Source organism: Mesorhizobium sp. WSM4810, assembly GCF_055811235.1.
Genome location: NZ_JBVVQV010000018.1, coordinates 98,673 through 115,363 on the forward strand (window position 1 = coordinate 98,673; position 16,691 = coordinate 115,363).

The window sequence follows — 16,691 nt, forward strand, 5'->3', positions numbered from 1 at the left end:
ATTTCTGTATGCTGTCGAGTTCGTAGGCTGCCGCGAGTTGGACGTGAAGAAGCACGCCCAGGCGTTAGCCTGATCAGCTGATGCCGAGTTTGGCGCCGATGTCGAAGGCAAGCTGTTCTTCGGTATAGGTGGCAGCGAGGCGGGATCCGTCCATGTCGGCAAGCGCCTCGGCAACGATTTCGTCGACCGGCGAGAAGAAGCCATTCTGCTTTGTTGCCAGCACGAAGACCTGGTCGCCGCCGCGGTCGCGGATATCGCCGATGTGATGAAGTTGACGGCCGGTGTTCCGATCCTTCGAAATGACGCGGCCGTTCATGGTGACTTGGATGGACGGCTTGGCCTCGGCAACCGGTGCCGCGCCGCCGCCAACATGGATGATCAGACCTTCCGCCTTTGGTTGCTGTCGTGGCTTCCTGGAAGCTGAATAGCCGCCACCGCTGATCTGGTCGGCAAGGCGGACGATGGTCGAGCGGTTCTGCTCGATCAGTCTTTTGACGTGTGCGTCCTCGCGCCGCGGGCCATCCCGCTTGGAGATAATCTCGACCATGAATCCTCCCAGATTCGCTCCGCGTCGCCGTTTCTACGGCTCAATTCTTCTTTTGCGGTGAACCCTACACCGCCTCGGCGAAGTTCGCCATTCATATCAAGTTAGGGCCAAAATTTGCTTTGCTGGTAGCAGGCGGCTGCTACACGGGATTTCCGATAACCGGAACGCCCGCTTGCTCAGATGCACGCCCGCTGCCATGCCGGCCTCGGCATGCGGCTTGACTTCATTGAGGCGACGGTGAAAGGCGAGAGGCTCGACTTGTGACGGACTATCTGCTCGCCAGCGTCGCTACAAGATCGCTGAAGCGTTCGCCCTGGATGCTGACATGCTGCCGTAGGAGCGTGCGCGCCTGCTCCGCGTCGCCAGCGAGGATTGCTTCCACGATCGCGCCATGCTCGGCGAATGACGTGGCAACGCGGTTGCGCACGCGCAGTTGGAGACGCCTGTAGGGCTGCAGGCGGCGGTGCAGCGCGACGCACTGCTCGGCCAGAAAACCGCTGTGGCTGGCAGCGTAGATAGCTTTGTGAAAGCGCTCGTTATCGTAATAATAGGCGTCGCTGTTGCCGGCCGAAGACGAACGCTCGCAATCTGCATGCGCGGCCAGGATGGTGGTGCGATCGGTATCGGTGAACCGTCGCGCGGCCAGCGAACCGGCCAAGCCTTCAAGTTCCGCCATCACCTCGAACATTTCGAAAATGCGGTGCGGTCCCGGATCGATCACCACGGCACCCCGGCGCGGCCGAATCTCCACCAGCCCGATTGCGTTCAACTGCATCAGCGCCTCGCGCACCGGCGTCCTCGAGACGCCGAAGCGTGTTGCCAATTGCACCTCGTCCAGTCGTGCACCGGGGGCGAAGTCGTTCGAGATTATGCCGTTTTCAATCTCGTCACGTAGGCGCTGAACGACATTCTCCGACATTTTCTGGGCCTTCCAATGCAGCATGATAAATCTTGTATGCAAGAACATTGACTTTGCGTACAAGGACGTTTAAGAACAATACCACAAAAGGCAAGTCGCACACAAATGGGTGGACGCATCCGAGCACCGGCACGCGTCGAGGCCGCGCGGCGGGTCTGCTTGCGCCGATTTCGATTTTTTTGCCAGGAGGGACTCCGACATGGCAGGCATCTCGTTCTTTAGCGATATGGTGCAAAGCATTACCGATCGCGGCCGCAGGCTGGTTGCGGCAGGGGCGCGCAGCGAACCGGTCCAAGCCGAGACGAATATCGAAACACTCTGCGACATGCTGTTGTCGAGCCGGGGCGAGGCCTCGGGCATGGCATTGGCCGCCGAGGTCCTTCAGCGCTGGGCCCAACTGGACGCGGCCGGTCAGCAAGACTTCGTGCGTATGCTGCACGAACAGTTCGGCCCAGACATCGCCAAGCTTGACAAAGCCATCGAGCGCTACCGCAGCGACAGGAGCTCGGACGCCGTCATCGAACTGCACCAGGCCGCCGAGCCGCGTCGCCAGGAACTGGTGCGCAGACTGAACCTGGCCCCCAAAGGCACGGCAAGGCTGGTGGAGATGCGCGAGCGCCTATTGGCCATGAAGGATGCGACGGAACCGTTTCGCGCTGTCGATGCCGACTTCGCCCACCTGTTCGGCTCATGGTTCAACCGCGGTTTTCTGACCCTGCGTCCGATCGACTGGTCCACGCCAGCTGACATCCTGGAGAAGATCATCAGATACGAGGCGGTGCATGAAATCGCCGGCTGGGAGGAGCTGCGGCGGAGGCTAGCTCCAGCCGACCGCAGATGCTTTGCGTTCTTCCACCCGCGTCTCGCAGACGATCCGCTGATCTTCGTCGAGGTTGCGCTGACCAGGGCGATTCCCTCTGCCATCGCTGATGTGCTCGATGTAAACCGTTCGCCGATCACGGCCCAGGACGCCACCACCGCTGTCTTCTATTCTATCTCCAACTGCCAGGACGGACTGCGTGGCATCTCTTTCGGGAATTTTCTGATCAAGCAGGTGGTGGAGGATTTGCGCCGCGACCTGCCCGGCTTGAAGACCTTTGTGACGCTGTCGCCGGTTCCGGGTTTCGCTGGCTGGCTGGCAAGACTGCGCAAGGCGGCCGATGCCAGCCTCGATGATCGGACCCTCAAGACGCTCGAGCTGCTGGACGATCCGGGCTGGGCGGACAATCCGCAGAAGGCACAGGCCGTTGAAGCGGTGCTTCTCCCGCTCGCCGCACGCTATTTCATTAGGGAACGAGCCACCGGCAGACGGCCGGTCGATCCTGTGGCGCGTTTTCATTTGGGCAACGGCGCTCGCCTTGAACGGCTGAACTTCCTCGCCGATCGCTCCGCCAAGGCGATGCGGCAGTCCCACGGCTTGATGGTCAACTACTTTTACAAGTTGGACGACATCGAGGCGAACCACGAAGCCTTGGCGCAGCATGGCGAAATAGCCGCTTCGCCGGAGGTGAGAAAACTGGCGGCAACCGCTTCGACCGACACCGATATCGCGGCCCCGGTTCGTCGACGCCGCACCGAAATGCAGAAAACCTAATAAGCAGATTGGGAGGAGTTCAATGAGCAATCATCTGTTCGACGCCATGCGAGCATCCGCCAAGTCAGGCGAGTCGATTTTCATCGAGACTATTGATGGTCAGCGTTGGACCTATGCAGATGCGCTGCGGCTCTCCGGACAGATCGCCAGCGCAATTGATGTGCTCGGCGTTCGCCCGGGCGACCGCGTCGCGGTCCAGGTGGACAAGAGCCCGCAGGCTCTGATGCTCTATCTCGCATGCGTGCGCTGCGGGGCGATCTATCTGCCGCTGAATACCGCCTATACGCTGACTGAACTCGACTATTTTATCGGTGACGCCGAACCGCGGCTCGTCATCGTCTCCTCGAAGTCGCGAACTGATGTCGAGAGGATCGCGCACGGCTACGGCGCGATTGTCGAAACGCTCGATGCGGACGGCGCCGGATCGCTCATGGAGTTGGCCCGGGACGAGTCTGACGATTTTCTCGACGCGGCGCGCGCGCCTGACGATCTCGCCGCGATCCTGTACACATCTGGAACCACCGGCCGTTCCAAGGGCGCAATGCTGACGCACGACAACCTTTTGTCCAATGCAATAGCACTGCGCGAATGCTGGCAGGTGACGGCAGCCGACCGGCTGATCCACGCGCTGCCGATTTTTCACACGCATGGGCTCTTCGTGGCGACCAATGTCACACTCATCGCCGGCGCCTCGATGTTTCTGCTGCCAAAGTTCGATCCGGAGGAAATCCTTGCTCTGATGCCGCGGGCGACGCTGATGATGGGCGTGCCAACCTTCTATGTCCGGTTGCTTCAGCATGAGGGCCTGAACCGGGAGACGGTCGCCAATATCAGGCTGTTCATCTCCGGCTCGGCACCGTTGCTCGCTGAAACGCACGCCGCATTCAAGCAGCGCACCGGTCACGCCATTCTCGAACGCTACGGCATGACCGAAACCAACATGAACACCTCAAACCCCTATGACGGCGAGCGAAGGGCAGGGACAGTAGGTTTCCCACTCCCGGGCGTGTCGGTGAGGGTCACCGATCCGGCCACCGGCGAGACGCTCGGACCAGGCAAAACCGGCATGATCGAGATCAAGGGCCCGAACGTTTTCCGGGGTTATTGGCGGATGCCTGAAAAGACCGCGGCGGAGTTCACCAAGGACGGCTATTTCATCAGCGGCGACCTCGGCAAGATCGATGAGGCGGGCTATCTCCACATCGTCGGCCGCGACAAGGACCTGGTGATCTCCGGCGGCTACAACATCTACCCGAAGGAAGTCGAGGGTGAGATCGATCAACTCGACGGCGTCGCCGAGAGTGCGGTCATCGGCATTGCACATCCGGATTTCGGCGAGGGGGTGACGGCCATCGTGGTGCTCAAGCCCGGTGCCACAATGGACGAAAAGGCCGTGCTGAACGCGCTGCGCGACCGCCTCGCGCGCTACAAGCAGCCGAAACGGGTGATCTTCGCCGAGGACCTTCCGCGCAACACCATGGGAAAGGTGCAGAAGAACCTTCTGCGCGACCGGTTCAGCAACCTTTACATGCCCGCCTCCTAGAGCATGATGCCGAAAAGTGTGAAGCGGTTTTCGGACGACATCATGCTCTATCTCTTTGATTTAGAGCCGGATTCAGATTTCAGGTCGACTTGACCTGAAATCATCCGGCTCTAGGAGGCGCTGACGACCCTGCGTTGGTGCTTGGGAGCGAGACCAACGCAGGCTGATTTACCACCGATGGAAATGAGAACGGGCGCCTGAAGGCGTTTCCCGAGGGAGGAAGCTATGAACATCCAGATTCTGTCGATTGCGCTGCTGATCGGCATTTCGTGATCGCCACCATGCAGCCGATCAATATGGGCGCGCTCGCCTTCGCATGCGCCTTTCTGGTCGGCTCGCTCGTCATGGCGATGAAGCCGGCGGAAATATTTGCTGGCTTCCCGAGCGACCTCTTCCTGACACTGGTCGGCATTACCTACCTGTTCGCCATCGCCCAGATCAACGGTACTATCGATTGGTTGGTCGAGGGCGCGGTCAAACTGGTGCGCGGACATGTGGCGTGGATTCCCTGGGTCATGTTCCTGGTCGCGGCCGTCATCACCGGGTTCGGTGCGCTCGGACCTGCGGCGGTCGCCATCCTGGCCCCGGTGGCGCTGGGTTTTGCGTTCCAGTACCGCATCAATCCGGTCATGATGGGATTGATGGTTATTCACGGTGCACAGGCGGGCGGCTTTTCGCCGATCAGCGTCTATGGCGGCATCACCAACCAGATCGTCGAAAAGGCGGGGTTGCCGTTCGCGCCGACATCACTGTTTCTCTCCAGCTTCTTCTTCAACCTGGCGATCGCCGTCCTCGTATTCTTCGTCTTCGGCGGCTCGAAGGTGCTGCGTAAGTATTCGATTGCCTCGGGACCGCTGCCTGACCTCCACCCCGAGGGCGTGACGCAGTCAATTGTCGGCCACGGCGGCACGCTGGCTACTCCGATCAGCCATCACGTCTTTGACGAGCAGACGAAAAATGCGTCGGCGCTTTCCGGCCTGACTACGGAAAGGCTGACGACATTGATCGGCCTGACCGCGCTCGCCGTCGGCGCGCTTGTCTTCAAGTTCAATGTCGGCCTGGTTGCGATTACTGTCGCTGTCGCGCTGGCGCTGCTCTCGCCGAAGACCCAAAAGGCGGCGATCGACAAGGTCAGCTGGTCGACAGTGCTCCTGATCGCCGGCATCATCACCTATGTCGGCCTCATGGAGAAGATCGGCACGATCGACTACGTCGCCCAAGGCATTTCGAGCCTGGGCATGCCGCTGCTGGTCGCACTCCTCCTCTGCTTCACCGGCGCCATCGTATCGGCATTCGCCTCGTCCACGGCATTGCTGGGAGCCATCATTCCGCTGGCCGTGCCGTTCCTCCTGCAGGGACAGATCAGTGCCATAGGCGTGGTTGCCGCGATCGCGATCTCCACCACCATCGTCGACACCAGTCCGTTTTCGACCAACGGCGCGCTGGTCGTCGCCAATGCCCAGGAAGCAGAGCGCGAGGGCGTGTTGAAGACCTTGCTGATCTACAGCGCGCTTATCGCCATCATCGGCCCTGTCATCGCCTGGCTGGTTTTCGTCGTTCCCGGGTTGGTTTGACGGTCGGCCGCTTCCCGGACATTCCCATTCTGGGCCCAATCAGTCTGGCCGCTCCGGGGCACTTGACCGGCGGCCAGGCTCGATACTCAACCTGATCTGGTCGGCGTGAATAAGAAAAAACCGCGGCGCAGGCAGAACTGCTTGCCTGTCAAGGCAGCCGTTGGGCCGACAGCGCCGCCCGGCTTGCCTGGCGGGCCGTCGCTGCTCATGCGGCGGGTGAGGGCGCGTAGCGGCTGCCCAGCGAATAGCGGCTGCCGACATAGGTAAGCTTGTTGACGGTGGCGACCGCCGCGCCCGACCAGGTCCGCCGATGCAGGAGCAGGCAGGGGTCGCCGGGTCGGATCATCAAATGGCGGGCCGCCGTCTCTTCTGCCGCGATAGCCGAGATCACATGCTCCACTTCCGTCAGCGGCGTCGCCCGCTGCAGGTAGTCGTAAGTGGTGGTCGCCACGAAATCTTGCCGATGGTAGTCCGGTGCGAGCGCCGGATTGACAAAGCGTTCCTCGAGTTGGACGGGCACATCGTCTTCGAAATGCACGATGATCGAATGGGCGACCGGTCTGCGGCGCGTGAACTCGAAGGCGACGACAAGGTCCAGCGCCGGGTTGCGGATCTTCTCGAGGACGATGACCTCGGCCCTGTGGCGTGCGCCGCGCGCGGCGATCTCGCCGGCGATGTTCCTGATTTCGATGAGGGCCGATTGCGGTTTCGGCGGCGCCACAAAGGTGCCTACGCCCTGGATACGCAGCAGGTGGCCTTCCGAGGTCAGTTCCCTCAGCGCCCGGTGCACCGTCATCCTCGAGACGCCGAGCGTGCTGACCAGCTCGTTTTCGGAAGGCAGCCTGCGGTCCTTCGGCCAGTTGCCGCTGCCGATATTGCCAAGCACGTAGTCCTTGACCTTTTCGTAGAGCGGCCCGGCGGTTTCGGTAAGCCTGATCATCGTCCGCTCTCCATCCGGACGATGGTCTTCAACCCGCCGCTCACGCCGGCGATCAGGCGCTGGTAAGCGGCGGGAATTTCGCCGATCGCGATCTCGTCGGACACGAAGCGCGACAGCGCGGGCGCGAGATCGCCTAGCATCGCGACGGCCGGAGCAAGCTCGTCGGCGAATGCGTGGCAGCCGACAAGCGCGATCTCGCGCTCGACCAGCAAGTTGGGGTCGAGGTCGAGGCGGCCATGCGAAATGCCGACCAGCGCCAGCGTGCCGCCACCGGCCAAGACATCGAGCAACCGCGCCATCACCGCGATGCTGCCCGTCGCGTCGACGGCATAGCGTAGATCGGGGGCATGGCGCAGATTGGGATCACACGGCAGGGCGTCCAGGTCGACGACGGTCGCGCCGCTCACCTTGGCCACAAGCTCCGCACGCGCCGCATTGCGGTCGGCGACGAGGACCTGTCTCTCGCCCGGCCGCGACAGGAGCAGCGCCGCCAATCCGCCGATCGGGCCGCAACCGGCAATAAGCACCGGCGCCCCGGCCGGCGCCGACAGCCGCCGCACTGCGTGCAGGGCGACCGCCAGCGGCTCCGCCATGGCGGCGATTGCGGGATCGAGCGCCGGGTCATGGCGCAGGAGCAGCCGCGCCGGCAGCTGCGTCTCTTCCGCGAAGCCGCCGTCGCAGACCTCGCCTACAAAGCCCAGTCTGGCACAGAAATTATGCCGGCCGGCCAGGCAGTCAGGACACTCGCCGCACCAGAAGCGCGAATCGGCCACAACCCGGTCTCCGAGCGCAAACTGGGACACGCCGGCCCCCACGGCGATCACCTCGCCGGCGAACTCATGCCCGGCGACGCTCGGCGCGCGGCTGATCCACTGACCGGTGCGGAAGTTGTGGAGGTCGGAGCCGCAAATGCCGGCGGCCGTCACCTTGAGCCGCACCCAGCCAGGCGCTGGCTCGCCGGGAGATGGCACGTCCTCAACCCGCAAATCGCCCGCCGCATGGAGTCTGGCCGCCTTCATCATCCGCTACCGCGCCAGATATCGGTCGCGCACGCTGGAGACGGCGTGTTCATGCGAGGAGAAGCCTTCATAGCGGGCAAGTGTGCGGGCATGGCGCGCGAATTCCGGATAGGCCGCGGCCGTCACGTAGCCGATCGAAGAGCGCTTGACGAAATCGGTGACCGAGAGCGGTCCACAAGTACGCGCCCAGCGACTGGTCGGCAGCACGGCGTTGGGGCCCAGCCCGAAATTGCCGATCGAGACCGGCGTGTGCGGTCCCATCAGGATCTCGGCAGCTTCGGTGATGTGGCCAAGGTGCGCGAAGGGGTCGGTGGAGAGGATCTCCAGGTGCTCCGGTGCGTAGTCGTTGATGAAGCGGTAGCTCTCCTCGATCGAGGCCGTCAGCACAATGCCGCCACAGGCGCCGGTCAGGACCGCGGTGGAGAACGCGACCCGTTGCCCGGTCATGCGCGCCCAGTGCTCCGGCAGCGCGGCCAGTGCCTCCTCCGCCACGCGGCGGCTGTGGGTCACCAGATAGGCAGACGAGTCCGGTCCGTGCTCCGCCTCGATGAGGAGGTCGAGCGCGGCCAGCCCGCCATGCACGCTGTCGTCGGCGAGGATGATCGCTTCAGACGGGCCGGCGGGAAGGCCAGGATCGATGACGCCGGCAAGCAGCCGCTTGGCCGCAACCACCCAGGGGCTGCCTGGACCGGCAATCTTGAGCGCGGCCGTGATCGTCTCTGTGCCGTAGGCGACCGCGGCGACCGCCTGCGCGCCGCCGCATTTGTAGACCGTTTCGACGCCGGCGAGGCGCGCCGCAACCAGCGTCGCTGCGTCCACCGAACCATCGGGCGCCGGCGGCGTGACGATGGCAAGCTCCGGAACGCCCGCCACCACTGCGGGCACTGCGGTCATCATCGTCACCGAAGGGAACGCCCCTTTGCCGCGCGGGACATAGAGCGCCACCGAGCGGATCGGCGTGAAGCGGTCGCCGGCAAAGGCGCCGGGCCGCATTTCCTTGAGCCACATCGCTTCCGGTTTCTGCTCTTCGTGGAAATGCCGGATGTTGTCGATGCCGAAGCGAATGGCGGCGATCACGTCCTCGTCGACCATGCCGAAGGCGGCGTCGAACTCGGCGGGGCTGACCTTCAGTCGCGTGGCATCGAGATCTGCCTTGTCAAAGTCGCGGGCGAAGCGAACGAGCGCGGTGTCGCCTTCTGTTCGGACCGCCTCGATGATCGGCGCGGCCTTCTCCATAAAGCCAGAGAGATCGGTCTCTGAGCGCCGCATCAATGCCGAACGAGCGGCGGCGTCGAGTTGTCTCAAATCGTGGAATGATACGTTTGGCATAGGATTTCCTTTGCGGCCCGACGAGCCGGCTTTCCTCATTTCGATTTCAGGAAGATGTCGAGCCCGACCAGCCTGTCGAGCAGGAAAACGGCGACAGCCGAGCAGGCGATGAAGACCACGGAGATCGCGGCGAGATCCGGCGTGATGATCGAGCGGATGGAGTTGTAGATCAGCACCGGCAGCGTCACGATGCGGGCATCGACGAGCAGCAGGCTGACCAGGAACTCGTTGAGCGCCAGGATGAACATCAGCAGCGAGCCGGTGATCACCCCTGGCATGACCGCCGGCAAGGTGACGGAGAAGAACACCTGGAGCGGCGGCGCGCCGCAATTGGCGGCGGCCAGTTCAAGATCCGGGTCAAGCCCGGTGGCGCTCGCCGTGACCGCCCAGATCATGAAGGGCAGGTTGATGACGCAGCAGGCGATGCCGACCGGCCAGAGCTGGCCGAGAATGCCGGCGTTGCCGAAGATCAGCATGAGGCCGATGCCCGATCCGATCAGCGGGATGGTGAATGGCAGCAGCAGGTAGATCTGGATCGTCTTCTCAAAACGCACCGCATATTTCGCCAGCGCGATGCCCGCCAGCGTGCCCACTGGAATGGCAACGATCGTACAGACCGTCGCGACCTGGAGCGTGCGCAGGAAAGCATTGCGCAGGTCGGAGGCCTGCGAAATACGCGCGTACCACCGCAGCGACAGTCCATCCGGCGGAAACGTAATGATGTTGCCGCCGGTAAACGAAGCGCCGAGCACAACGATCGTCGGCGCCGAAAGCGTCACCAGGGCGATCGTCACCAGGGTCCACAGGACAATCGATTTGCTGCGCGAGCCGCTCACGCCCGCGACCTCCCCATGGCGAGCGTTCCGGCTCCAAACAGCGCGAACACCAAGCCGACAAGGATTGACCCGAGCGCGACCAGCATAAGCGCCAGCATCGCGCCGAGACCCTGGTCGGAGGTGCGGAAGAACTGGTCGTAGATGGCGTTGGCGATAAAGTCCTGCGAGCCGCCGCCAAGGATCGCGGGGACTGCGAAATCGGTGAGCGAAAGTGTCAGCACCACCACGCCGGCGCCGATGAAGCCTGGACGAGCGAGTGGCAGCACGACGTGGATGAACGTGCGAACCCAGTTCGCGCCGAGCGATCCAGCGGCTGCCTCGAGCTCTTCGGGAATGGCGGTGAGTGCCGGCGCCAGCATCAGTACGGCAAACGGCAGCATGTACTGGACGAGGCCGAACAGCACGGCGGGGTAGTTATAGATGAGCCGCATCGGGGCGACCCCGACAAGGCCGAGCGCCTCGTTCACCATGCCCTGGTTGCCGAGGATGATCAGCCAGCCATAGGCACGCACCACTTGGCCGATGAAGAACGGCAGGAACAGCGCGATCAGCAGGAATTTGCGCAATCCCGGCGAACGCGTGCGCACCATCAGATAGGCGTAGGGAAAGGCGAAGACGAGCGTCACCGCGGTGACGATCAGGGCGGCAACGAGGCTGCGCTGCGCGACGACCAGGAACAGTGGCTCGGTCAGCGCGCGGCGGAAATTGGCGATGGAATAGTCGTCGGAGAACTGGAAGGTGGTGGTGTCGAGCGTGCGCAGGCTGGCATCCGCGATCTGGATGAGACCAAGCACGAGCAGCCCGACAAGCAGCACCGCCGGAAGCAGCATCAGATAGGGCGTAGCGCGCCTGAACCGCGCCGGCCAGATAGCGGCGGCAACGCCTTCCAACGCATCCATGATGCGCCATGTCAGGGGATAGGCTGTCCTGGCTGCCCGCATGAAAAATCCGTATCCGACGTCGTGAAGGAACCGGTGCCGCGCTAGAGCAATTCCAGGAAAAGTGTATAGCGGTTTTCCGTCCGGAATTGCGTAAAAACAAAGAGTTAGCGCAGCACCGGCCGACCGGCGTCAGCCCTGCATGATCGCCTTGAACTTGGAAAACCACTCGCTCTCGTTCTCGACCTGGATCTTCGACGAGATGCGGATAAGGCGCTGGAAATCCGCTTCAGTGGTCGGATAGGACGGATCGCCCACCAGATCCTTGGGCGGCGTGAGACCCGGCACCACGCCCGGCAAGCCAAGCCCGTCCAGCCAGATCTGCTGGGCTTCCTTGGTCAAGGCGTGATTGATGTACTGCTTGGCCCAGTAGAGTTCGTTTTCCGGCAGGCCCTTGGGGATCCACAGACCGTCAGTGTCAAATTTTGCACCCTCTTCCGGCACCACCCATTCGATTTTGACGCCGTTCTTGCGCGCCTCCCGGGCGTTGGTCGAGATGGTGCAGGCGGCGTCGATCTCGCCGTTCTGGAACCAGGTGGTGAAGTCGGGATCTTCGCCCAGCAGCGGCTGCTGTGCCTTCATCTTGGTGATGAAATCCCATGCCGGCTGCATGTTGCCGGGAATGTCCTCCAGCTTACCACCACCGGCGACCTGGGCCGGGAAATGGAAGCCGATGCCGTCATTGTAGAAGGCAAGCCGACCCTTGAACTTCGGGTCGAGCAGATCTTTCCAGGACTTGGGCGGTCCGTCCGGGAATGCCGCAGGCCGATAGGCAAGCACATAGACATAACCGTAGGTATTGACGATCGGGAAACCTTCCAGGCCGGCCGGCTTGGCAAGGTCCGTCACATTGGCGAGGTTCGGCAGGTCGGAGAGGTCTTCCGTCACGCCGCGCAGTGCCGATTTCGTGGCATTGGTGGTGGTGTCCCAGTTGATATGGATCGGCGGGACGCGTTTCTGCGCCACGGCCGCCCAGACCTTGGGCTGAATCTCGTTGTCTTCGGTCAGGTCGTGACGGACAGCAATCCCCGTCATCTTGGTGAAGCTGTCGGACACCCCGGCCTTCAGGCTATCCACCCAGCTGCCGCCCCAGGCGCGCACGATGATCTCCGCCGGCTTTTCCGGTTCCTGCGCATAGGCGCCGCGCAGGCCGAGCGCTGAGGCGCCGCCGAGCGCAGCGGTGGCCTGAAGGAAGGTTCTGCGGGAAAGATGGGATATCTGCGGCTTGAAGCGCTTCATCTGCATTCTCCTCTGGGTTTGACCGGTCTCCGGTTCTATCGAAAAACAAGCATGTCCCTGGCATTCCACCCCAGGAACACGCTTTCGCCTATGTCGAACTGCGTGTGCGCGGCGGGATCATGGTCGAAAACGCGAATGACCTCGTCGCCAATTGCGGCGCAGGCTACCTCGTAGACCATGCGCTCGCCTTCGAAGATGGTGTCGGTCACAGTCCCGGCCAGCATGCAATCAAGCTTCGACAGCTGCGCAGCATCGCCGGCGAGACGGATCTGTTCGGCGCGGATCGCTCCCGATGCCTTGTCGCCCTCGGCAGGCGGATTGACCGGATCGCCGACCTTTCCGGCAAGCATCAGGTCACCCCGAACGATGGAAACATCGCCCATTTCCGATACGGCCCGTACCGTGCCGGCAATGAAGTTGGTGACGCCGATGAAATTGGCGACGAAGGCGTTGCCTGGCTGGCGGTAGGTGTGGATCGGCCGTGCCTTCTGCTGGATCTCGCCCTGATCCATGACGACGATATCGTCGGAAACTACCAGCGCCTCGCGCTGGTCGTGGGTGACATTGATCGTGGTGACGCCGAGCTCACGCTGGATGCGGCGGAATTCGAGCTGCATTTCCTCGCGCAGCTTGCGGTCGAGTGCGGCGAGCGGCTCGTCGAGAAGCAGCAGGTCGGGCTCAAACACCAGCGCGCGCGCAATCGCGACGCGCTGCTGCTGCCCGCCGGACAGTTCGTGAACGCGCCTGCCGCCATAGCCTCCGAGCCGCACCAGAGCGAGATATCGCTCGACGCGGTCGGGAATGGTGCGTGCGTCGCGCCGACGCATCTTCAGCGGGAAGGCGACATTCTCGGCCGCCGTCATATGAGGAAACAAGGCAAGTCTCTGAAAGACCATGCCGATCGACCGCTTGTGCGGTGGCACCGCGCTCACCGCTTCACCGTTGATGAAGATCTCGCCGCTGCTCGGGGTCTGGAACCCGGCGATCATGCGCAGGAGGGTTGTCTTGCCGGACCCAGACGGCCCGAGAATGGTGAGAAACCGGCCCTTCGGCAGATCGAAGGACGCGTTCTTGACGGCTTGAACCCCATCGAAGTCCATCCCGACGTTGCGGACCGTGACGGCGATTTCCCCGTCGCCTTCCGCTACGTGCGAAGCTGCGGCCCGAAAACGCTCCTGCATTGTGGTTCCCCTTTTTGTCGCCGGTCGCATGCAAGAACGCCCAGCGTGTCAGGTGGTATATACAACCATATACAAGCTCGGTCTACACAGTCCTCGTTGCGCCGCATCTCAGTCGCTCAGATGGATGCGAGATAGCCGCCGTCGATCGGGAGGCAATGCCCGGTGACATAGGCGGATGCCCCGCTCGCCAAAAACACGACAGCGCCGGCCAGATCCTGCATCGTGCCGAAGCGCCGCTGCGGGATCTTGGCCAGCATCGCCGTCTGCCAGTCGGGATCCTGATAAAAGGCGTCCGTCATCGCCGTATGGAAATACCCCGGAGCGATGGCGTTGACGCGGATGCCGAGCGATGCCCATTCCGCGGCGAGTGCGCGGGTCATGCCCAGAAGCCCGGACTTGGACGAGCCGTAGGGTACCGCGGTCGGAATGCCGACATAGGAGGTCAGCGAGCAAAGATTGATGATCGCGCCACCGCTGTTGTCGTCAGCCATCCGCCGCGCCGCAGCCTGTGCGCAGAAGAAGGCGCCCTTCAGATTGGTCGATACGATGCGGTCCCATACCGCCTCGTCCACGTCGAGCGAGGGCTGGACTTTTTCGTAGCCGGCGTTGTTGACCAGAATGTCGAGCCCACCAAAGGCATCCGCCACCTCGTCGACCACCACGCGGATGCGATCGGTGTCGAGCACGTCCAGAGACCGGCAAAGCGACCTTCGCCCATGTGCGCTAATTCGGTCCGCCGTTTCACGAAGGGAATTTTCGTCGCGGGCGGTCACCGCCACATCGGCACCGGCCGCCGACAGCGCCTCCGCCATGGCCTGGCCGATGCCGCGGCTGGCGCCCGTCACCAGCGCCTTTTTTCCCGTCAGGTCGAACAGGCGAGCGGCGTCCATGGCGGTTTCCTGCATTCCCGAAAAAACCATGCGGTCGGATTGGAAACGAACACCAGTTGCGGCCGGTTGTCTATACATCTTGCGCTATTGCGGGGGTGCCACCAAACGGCGCGGCGCCGGTTTGCGGCGATCGCTTGAACGACGGCATCCCGGATGGCCCCCCATCAGAACGCCATCAACTGGCGTCTCGCTGGCAAAGCCATTAAGCTCTATCAACGGCAAAGGGAGTCCCACATTGGTCGAACCGCGGCTTTCCGTGCGCAGCGCAAAGGCGCGTGATCTTGCGCACCGGCTGGCTCGGCGCGAGAACCGCTCGATCGCCGACGTGGTTGAGCGCGCGCTGGAGTCCTATGAGGTTCGGCAAGCCGGTCGTGAGCCGGCGTCGACGTTCTACGCGCGTATCGCTAGCGCTTATGGCGTCGAAATCGACCTTGAAGCGGCGATCCGGGGCGCTCGGCAGGTTGATTCGGGACCTGAGCTTTGATCTTCCCCTGCTGCCAGGGTCATTTCCGAGACGCTGAAGAAGTCGCCAGAGCCTGCCTTGTCGCATGGTTGTTCGCCATGGCGCCTCGACACGCTCGCCTGAGACATTGAATTCACCCCATCGGCGCGATTTTCCCGGGCGCCCTTGTCCAACCACCCCCGCTGAATGCGGGGTGATTGGACAATTTGCATGGGAGGGAAAGTTCAGCGCATCAACGGCCGCCCGCCCATGGCGCACGACCCTTAAGGACCTTGCCGGGCTGTGGCTGTTCTTCTTTCGGAGCGACCACCGGTTGAGGCAAGGAAGCCGTGTGACTGGTATCCAGGGTCATTCCGCTGTTGTCGACGCCAGTAGCGAAGCCGCGGGTCGGGTCGCGGTCCGGGTTTTGATTGGCAGCGAGCGAGACTCCTGTCGACAGGGCGAGGAGGGCGATAGCGGTTACAAGTTTGTTCATCGTACTGTTCCTTTCAATAATGAGCAGACCCGCCGACGGCGGCTCGCGCGGAATTGACTCCTGCTTTGCGAAAGCCCGTCGGCTCTCTGTCTCGCCATCATGACGAGGCTTCCTGCTCACGGATGAAACTAGGCTGGGCCTGTCGCAGAGATTTGCCCGAGTGCTATCGAAGTGTATCCGAATGTATGAGAATCCATGCGAGGTCCCGCAGCTCTTGGACTTCGACAAATTTGGCTACAATTTTTTTGGCCGCCTGTCGGCGTTTGCGCGGCCAGATACCTGTCGGGCGCCGTCATCAGGTCCAGGTAAGCGGAGCAGCCGAAGAACGCCGACGACGTAAAAGCAGGACAATTCCCCTGATCGGGTGAACGCATAATTTGCTGATCGGGCGACCGCGCGGCGCCCACCATCAGGTGGTTCGCGACCGTCGCTTTAAATTGTGCGGCGGCTGTGTTGATGCGCTTATGAAAAGATGGTAACGCGGTATTAAAGATTGTTTCGGGCTGTTACCTCTGGGGCGGGGCGAATGGGATTGGTGGTACCGCGGGCATGGCTGTGTGCCGGCCTACTGATAGGCTTGATGATGTCCGCGACGCCGATGGAGAAGGCTTCGGCCGACGTCGTGCCTGGCGCCATGGCCACCGGGCAGCCAACCTCCATCCCTGTCGGCTACATCGAATTCTGCAGACGGCGGGCCGCGGAGTGCGCAATACGATCAGGCAAGAGCGCTCCAGTCCTTCTGTCCGCGGGCATGGAAGGCAAGCTCGCCTCAGTCAACAAGCTGGTGAACAGATCGGTCAGGCCCGCGAGCGATCTGGACGTTCACGGCATGATGGAATTCTGGTCATATCCTGACCACGCGCTCGGCGACTGCGAGGATTATGTCCTGCTCAAGCGCCAGTTGCTCAGGCAGCAGGGCATATCGCTATCAAACCTTCTGATCACCGTCGTCAGGAAGCAGGACGGCGAGGGGCACGCGGTGCTGACCGTCAAGACCGACAAAGGCGACTATGTGCTCGACAACCTCAACGACGATGTGAAGCCTTGGTCGGTAACTGGATATCGATTCATAAAAAGGCAGTCGTCTACGCATACCGGGCGCTGGGTCGCGATAATCGAATACCCCGATGTACTGGTCGGGGCAGTCGACTGAACCTCCCGAATTAGCGGATCGACAATGCCTGGCGCTGGCGCTCATGCCGGA

General features: G+C 62.5%; 15 protein-coding genes and 1 pseudogene. 5 read left to right on the plus strand and 11 right to left on the minus strand.

The genetic code is table 11. From position 1 onward, the window contains the following. Positions 1-73: 73 nt before the first annotated feature. Positions 74-547: a hypothetical protein gene (locus AC0L3O_RS23675; RefSeq protein WP_473533798.1), complete on the minus strand. Its 474-nt coding sequence runs from the start codon at positions 545-547 to the stop codon at positions 74-76. A gap of 268 nt (positions 548-815) precedes the next feature. Then, positions 816-1,466 (minus strand): GntR family transcriptional regulator, encoded by a 651-nt coding sequence (locus AC0L3O_RS23680; protein ID WP_128245230.1) that lies wholly within the window; start codon positions 1,464-1,466, stop codon positions 816-818. Positions 1,467-1,665: 199 nt separating this feature from the next. On the opposite strand from AC0L3O_RS23680, the gene AC0L3O_RS23685 reads away from it, so the two are divergent. From AC0L3O_RS23685 to AC0L3O_RS23695, 3 genes and pseudogenes are all read left to right on the plus strand, one after another. Continuing rightward, entirely contained in the window at positions 1,666-3,060 is a 1,395-nt protein-coding gene (locus tag AC0L3O_RS23685) for a malonyl-CoA decarboxylase (RefSeq protein ID WP_128245231.1), read from the plus strand. A 22-nt stretch (positions 3,061-3,082) separates the two neighbouring features. Then, complete coding sequence (locus tag AC0L3O_RS23690) at positions 3,083-4,603, plus strand: malonate--CoA ligase (protein WP_473533797.1); 1,521 nt, start codon at positions 3,083-3,085, stop codon at positions 4,601-4,603. Positions 4,604-4,828: 225 nt separating this feature from the next. Beyond that, positions 4,829-6,177 (plus strand): annotated as a pseudogene (locus AC0L3O_RS23695) (SLC13 family permease). Between the two features lie 205 nt (positions 6,178-6,382). On the opposite strand, the gene hutC reads toward AC0L3O_RS23695, so the two are convergent. From hutC to AC0L3O_RS23735, 8 genes are all read right to left on the minus strand, one after another. Beyond that, positions 6,383-7,117 (minus strand): histidine utilization repressor, encoded by a 735-nt coding sequence (hutC, locus tag AC0L3O_RS23700; protein WP_473533795.1) that lies wholly within the window; start codon positions 7,115-7,117, stop codon positions 6,383-6,385. Continuing rightward, entirely contained in the window at positions 7,114-8,136 is a 1,023-nt protein-coding gene (locus AC0L3O_RS23705; RefSeq protein ID WP_473616779.1) for a zinc-dependent alcohol dehydrogenase, read from the minus strand. The genes hutC and AC0L3O_RS23705 overlap by 4 nt, the downstream gene beginning before the upstream one ends. A 6-nt stretch (positions 8,137-8,142) precedes the next feature. After that, the gene (gene hisD / locus AC0L3O_RS23710; RefSeq protein ID WP_473616781.1) at positions 8,143-9,465 is read right to left on the minus strand and encodes a histidinol dehydrogenase; all 1,323 of its coding nucleotides are present in this window, start codon (positions 9,463-9,465) and stop codon (positions 8,143-8,145) included. Between the two features lie 35 nt (positions 9,466-9,500). Beyond that, positions 9,501-10,301, minus strand: a complete 801-nt coding sequence (locus tag AC0L3O_RS23715) for an ABC transporter permease (protein ID WP_027156432.1) — start codon at positions 10,299-10,301, stop codon at positions 9,501-9,503. Continuing rightward, the gene (locus tag AC0L3O_RS23720; RefSeq protein WP_236378660.1) at positions 10,298-11,242 is read right to left on the minus strand and encodes an ABC transporter permease; all 945 of its coding nucleotides are present in this window, start codon (positions 11,240-11,242) and stop codon (positions 10,298-10,300) included. The genes AC0L3O_RS23715 and AC0L3O_RS23720 overlap by 4 nt, the downstream gene beginning before the upstream one ends. 129 nt (positions 11,243-11,371) lie before the next feature. Beyond that, the gene (locus AC0L3O_RS23725; RefSeq protein ID WP_473616782.1) at positions 11,372-12,478 is read right to left on the minus strand and encodes an ABC transporter substrate-binding protein; all 1,107 of its coding nucleotides are present in this window, start codon (positions 12,476-12,478) and stop codon (positions 11,372-11,374) included. Between the two features lie 35 nt (positions 12,479-12,513). Next, positions 12,514-13,659, minus strand: a complete 1,146-nt coding sequence (locus tag AC0L3O_RS23730) for an ABC transporter ATP-binding protein (protein WP_473533791.1) — start codon at positions 13,657-13,659, stop codon at positions 12,514-12,516. A gap of 116 nt (positions 13,660-13,775) precedes the next feature. Beyond that, on the minus strand, positions 13,776-14,549 hold the full coding sequence (locus tag AC0L3O_RS23735; protein WP_473533790.1) for an SDR family NAD(P)-dependent oxidoreductase: 774 nt from the start codon (positions 14,547-14,549) through the stop codon (positions 13,776-13,778). A gap of 235 nt (positions 14,550-14,784) precedes the next feature. Here AC0L3O_RS23735 and AC0L3O_RS23740 point away from each other — a divergent pair, with 235 nt between their 5' ends. Next, positions 14,785-15,033: a plasmid stabilization protein gene (locus AC0L3O_RS23740; RefSeq protein WP_473533789.1), complete on the plus strand. Its 249-nt coding sequence runs from the start codon at positions 14,785-14,787 to the stop codon at positions 15,031-15,033. 211 nt (positions 15,034-15,244) lie between these two features. On the opposite strand, the gene AC0L3O_RS23745 is transcribed toward AC0L3O_RS23740, so the two are convergent. Continuing rightward, positions 15,245-15,487 carry a hypothetical protein gene (locus AC0L3O_RS23745; RefSeq protein ID WP_287138745.1) on the minus strand — a complete coding sequence of 81 codons (243 nt, stop codon included), beginning with the start codon at positions 15,485-15,487 and terminating at the stop codon, positions 15,245-15,247. Between the two features lie 580 nt (positions 15,488-16,067). On the opposite strand from AC0L3O_RS23745, the gene AC0L3O_RS23750 reads away from it, so the two are divergent. After that, positions 16,068-16,640, plus strand: a complete 573-nt coding sequence (locus tag AC0L3O_RS23750; RefSeq protein WP_473533788.1) for a transglutaminase-like cysteine peptidase — start codon at positions 16,068-16,070, stop codon at positions 16,638-16,640. Positions 16,641-16,691: the final 51 nt, after the last annotated feature.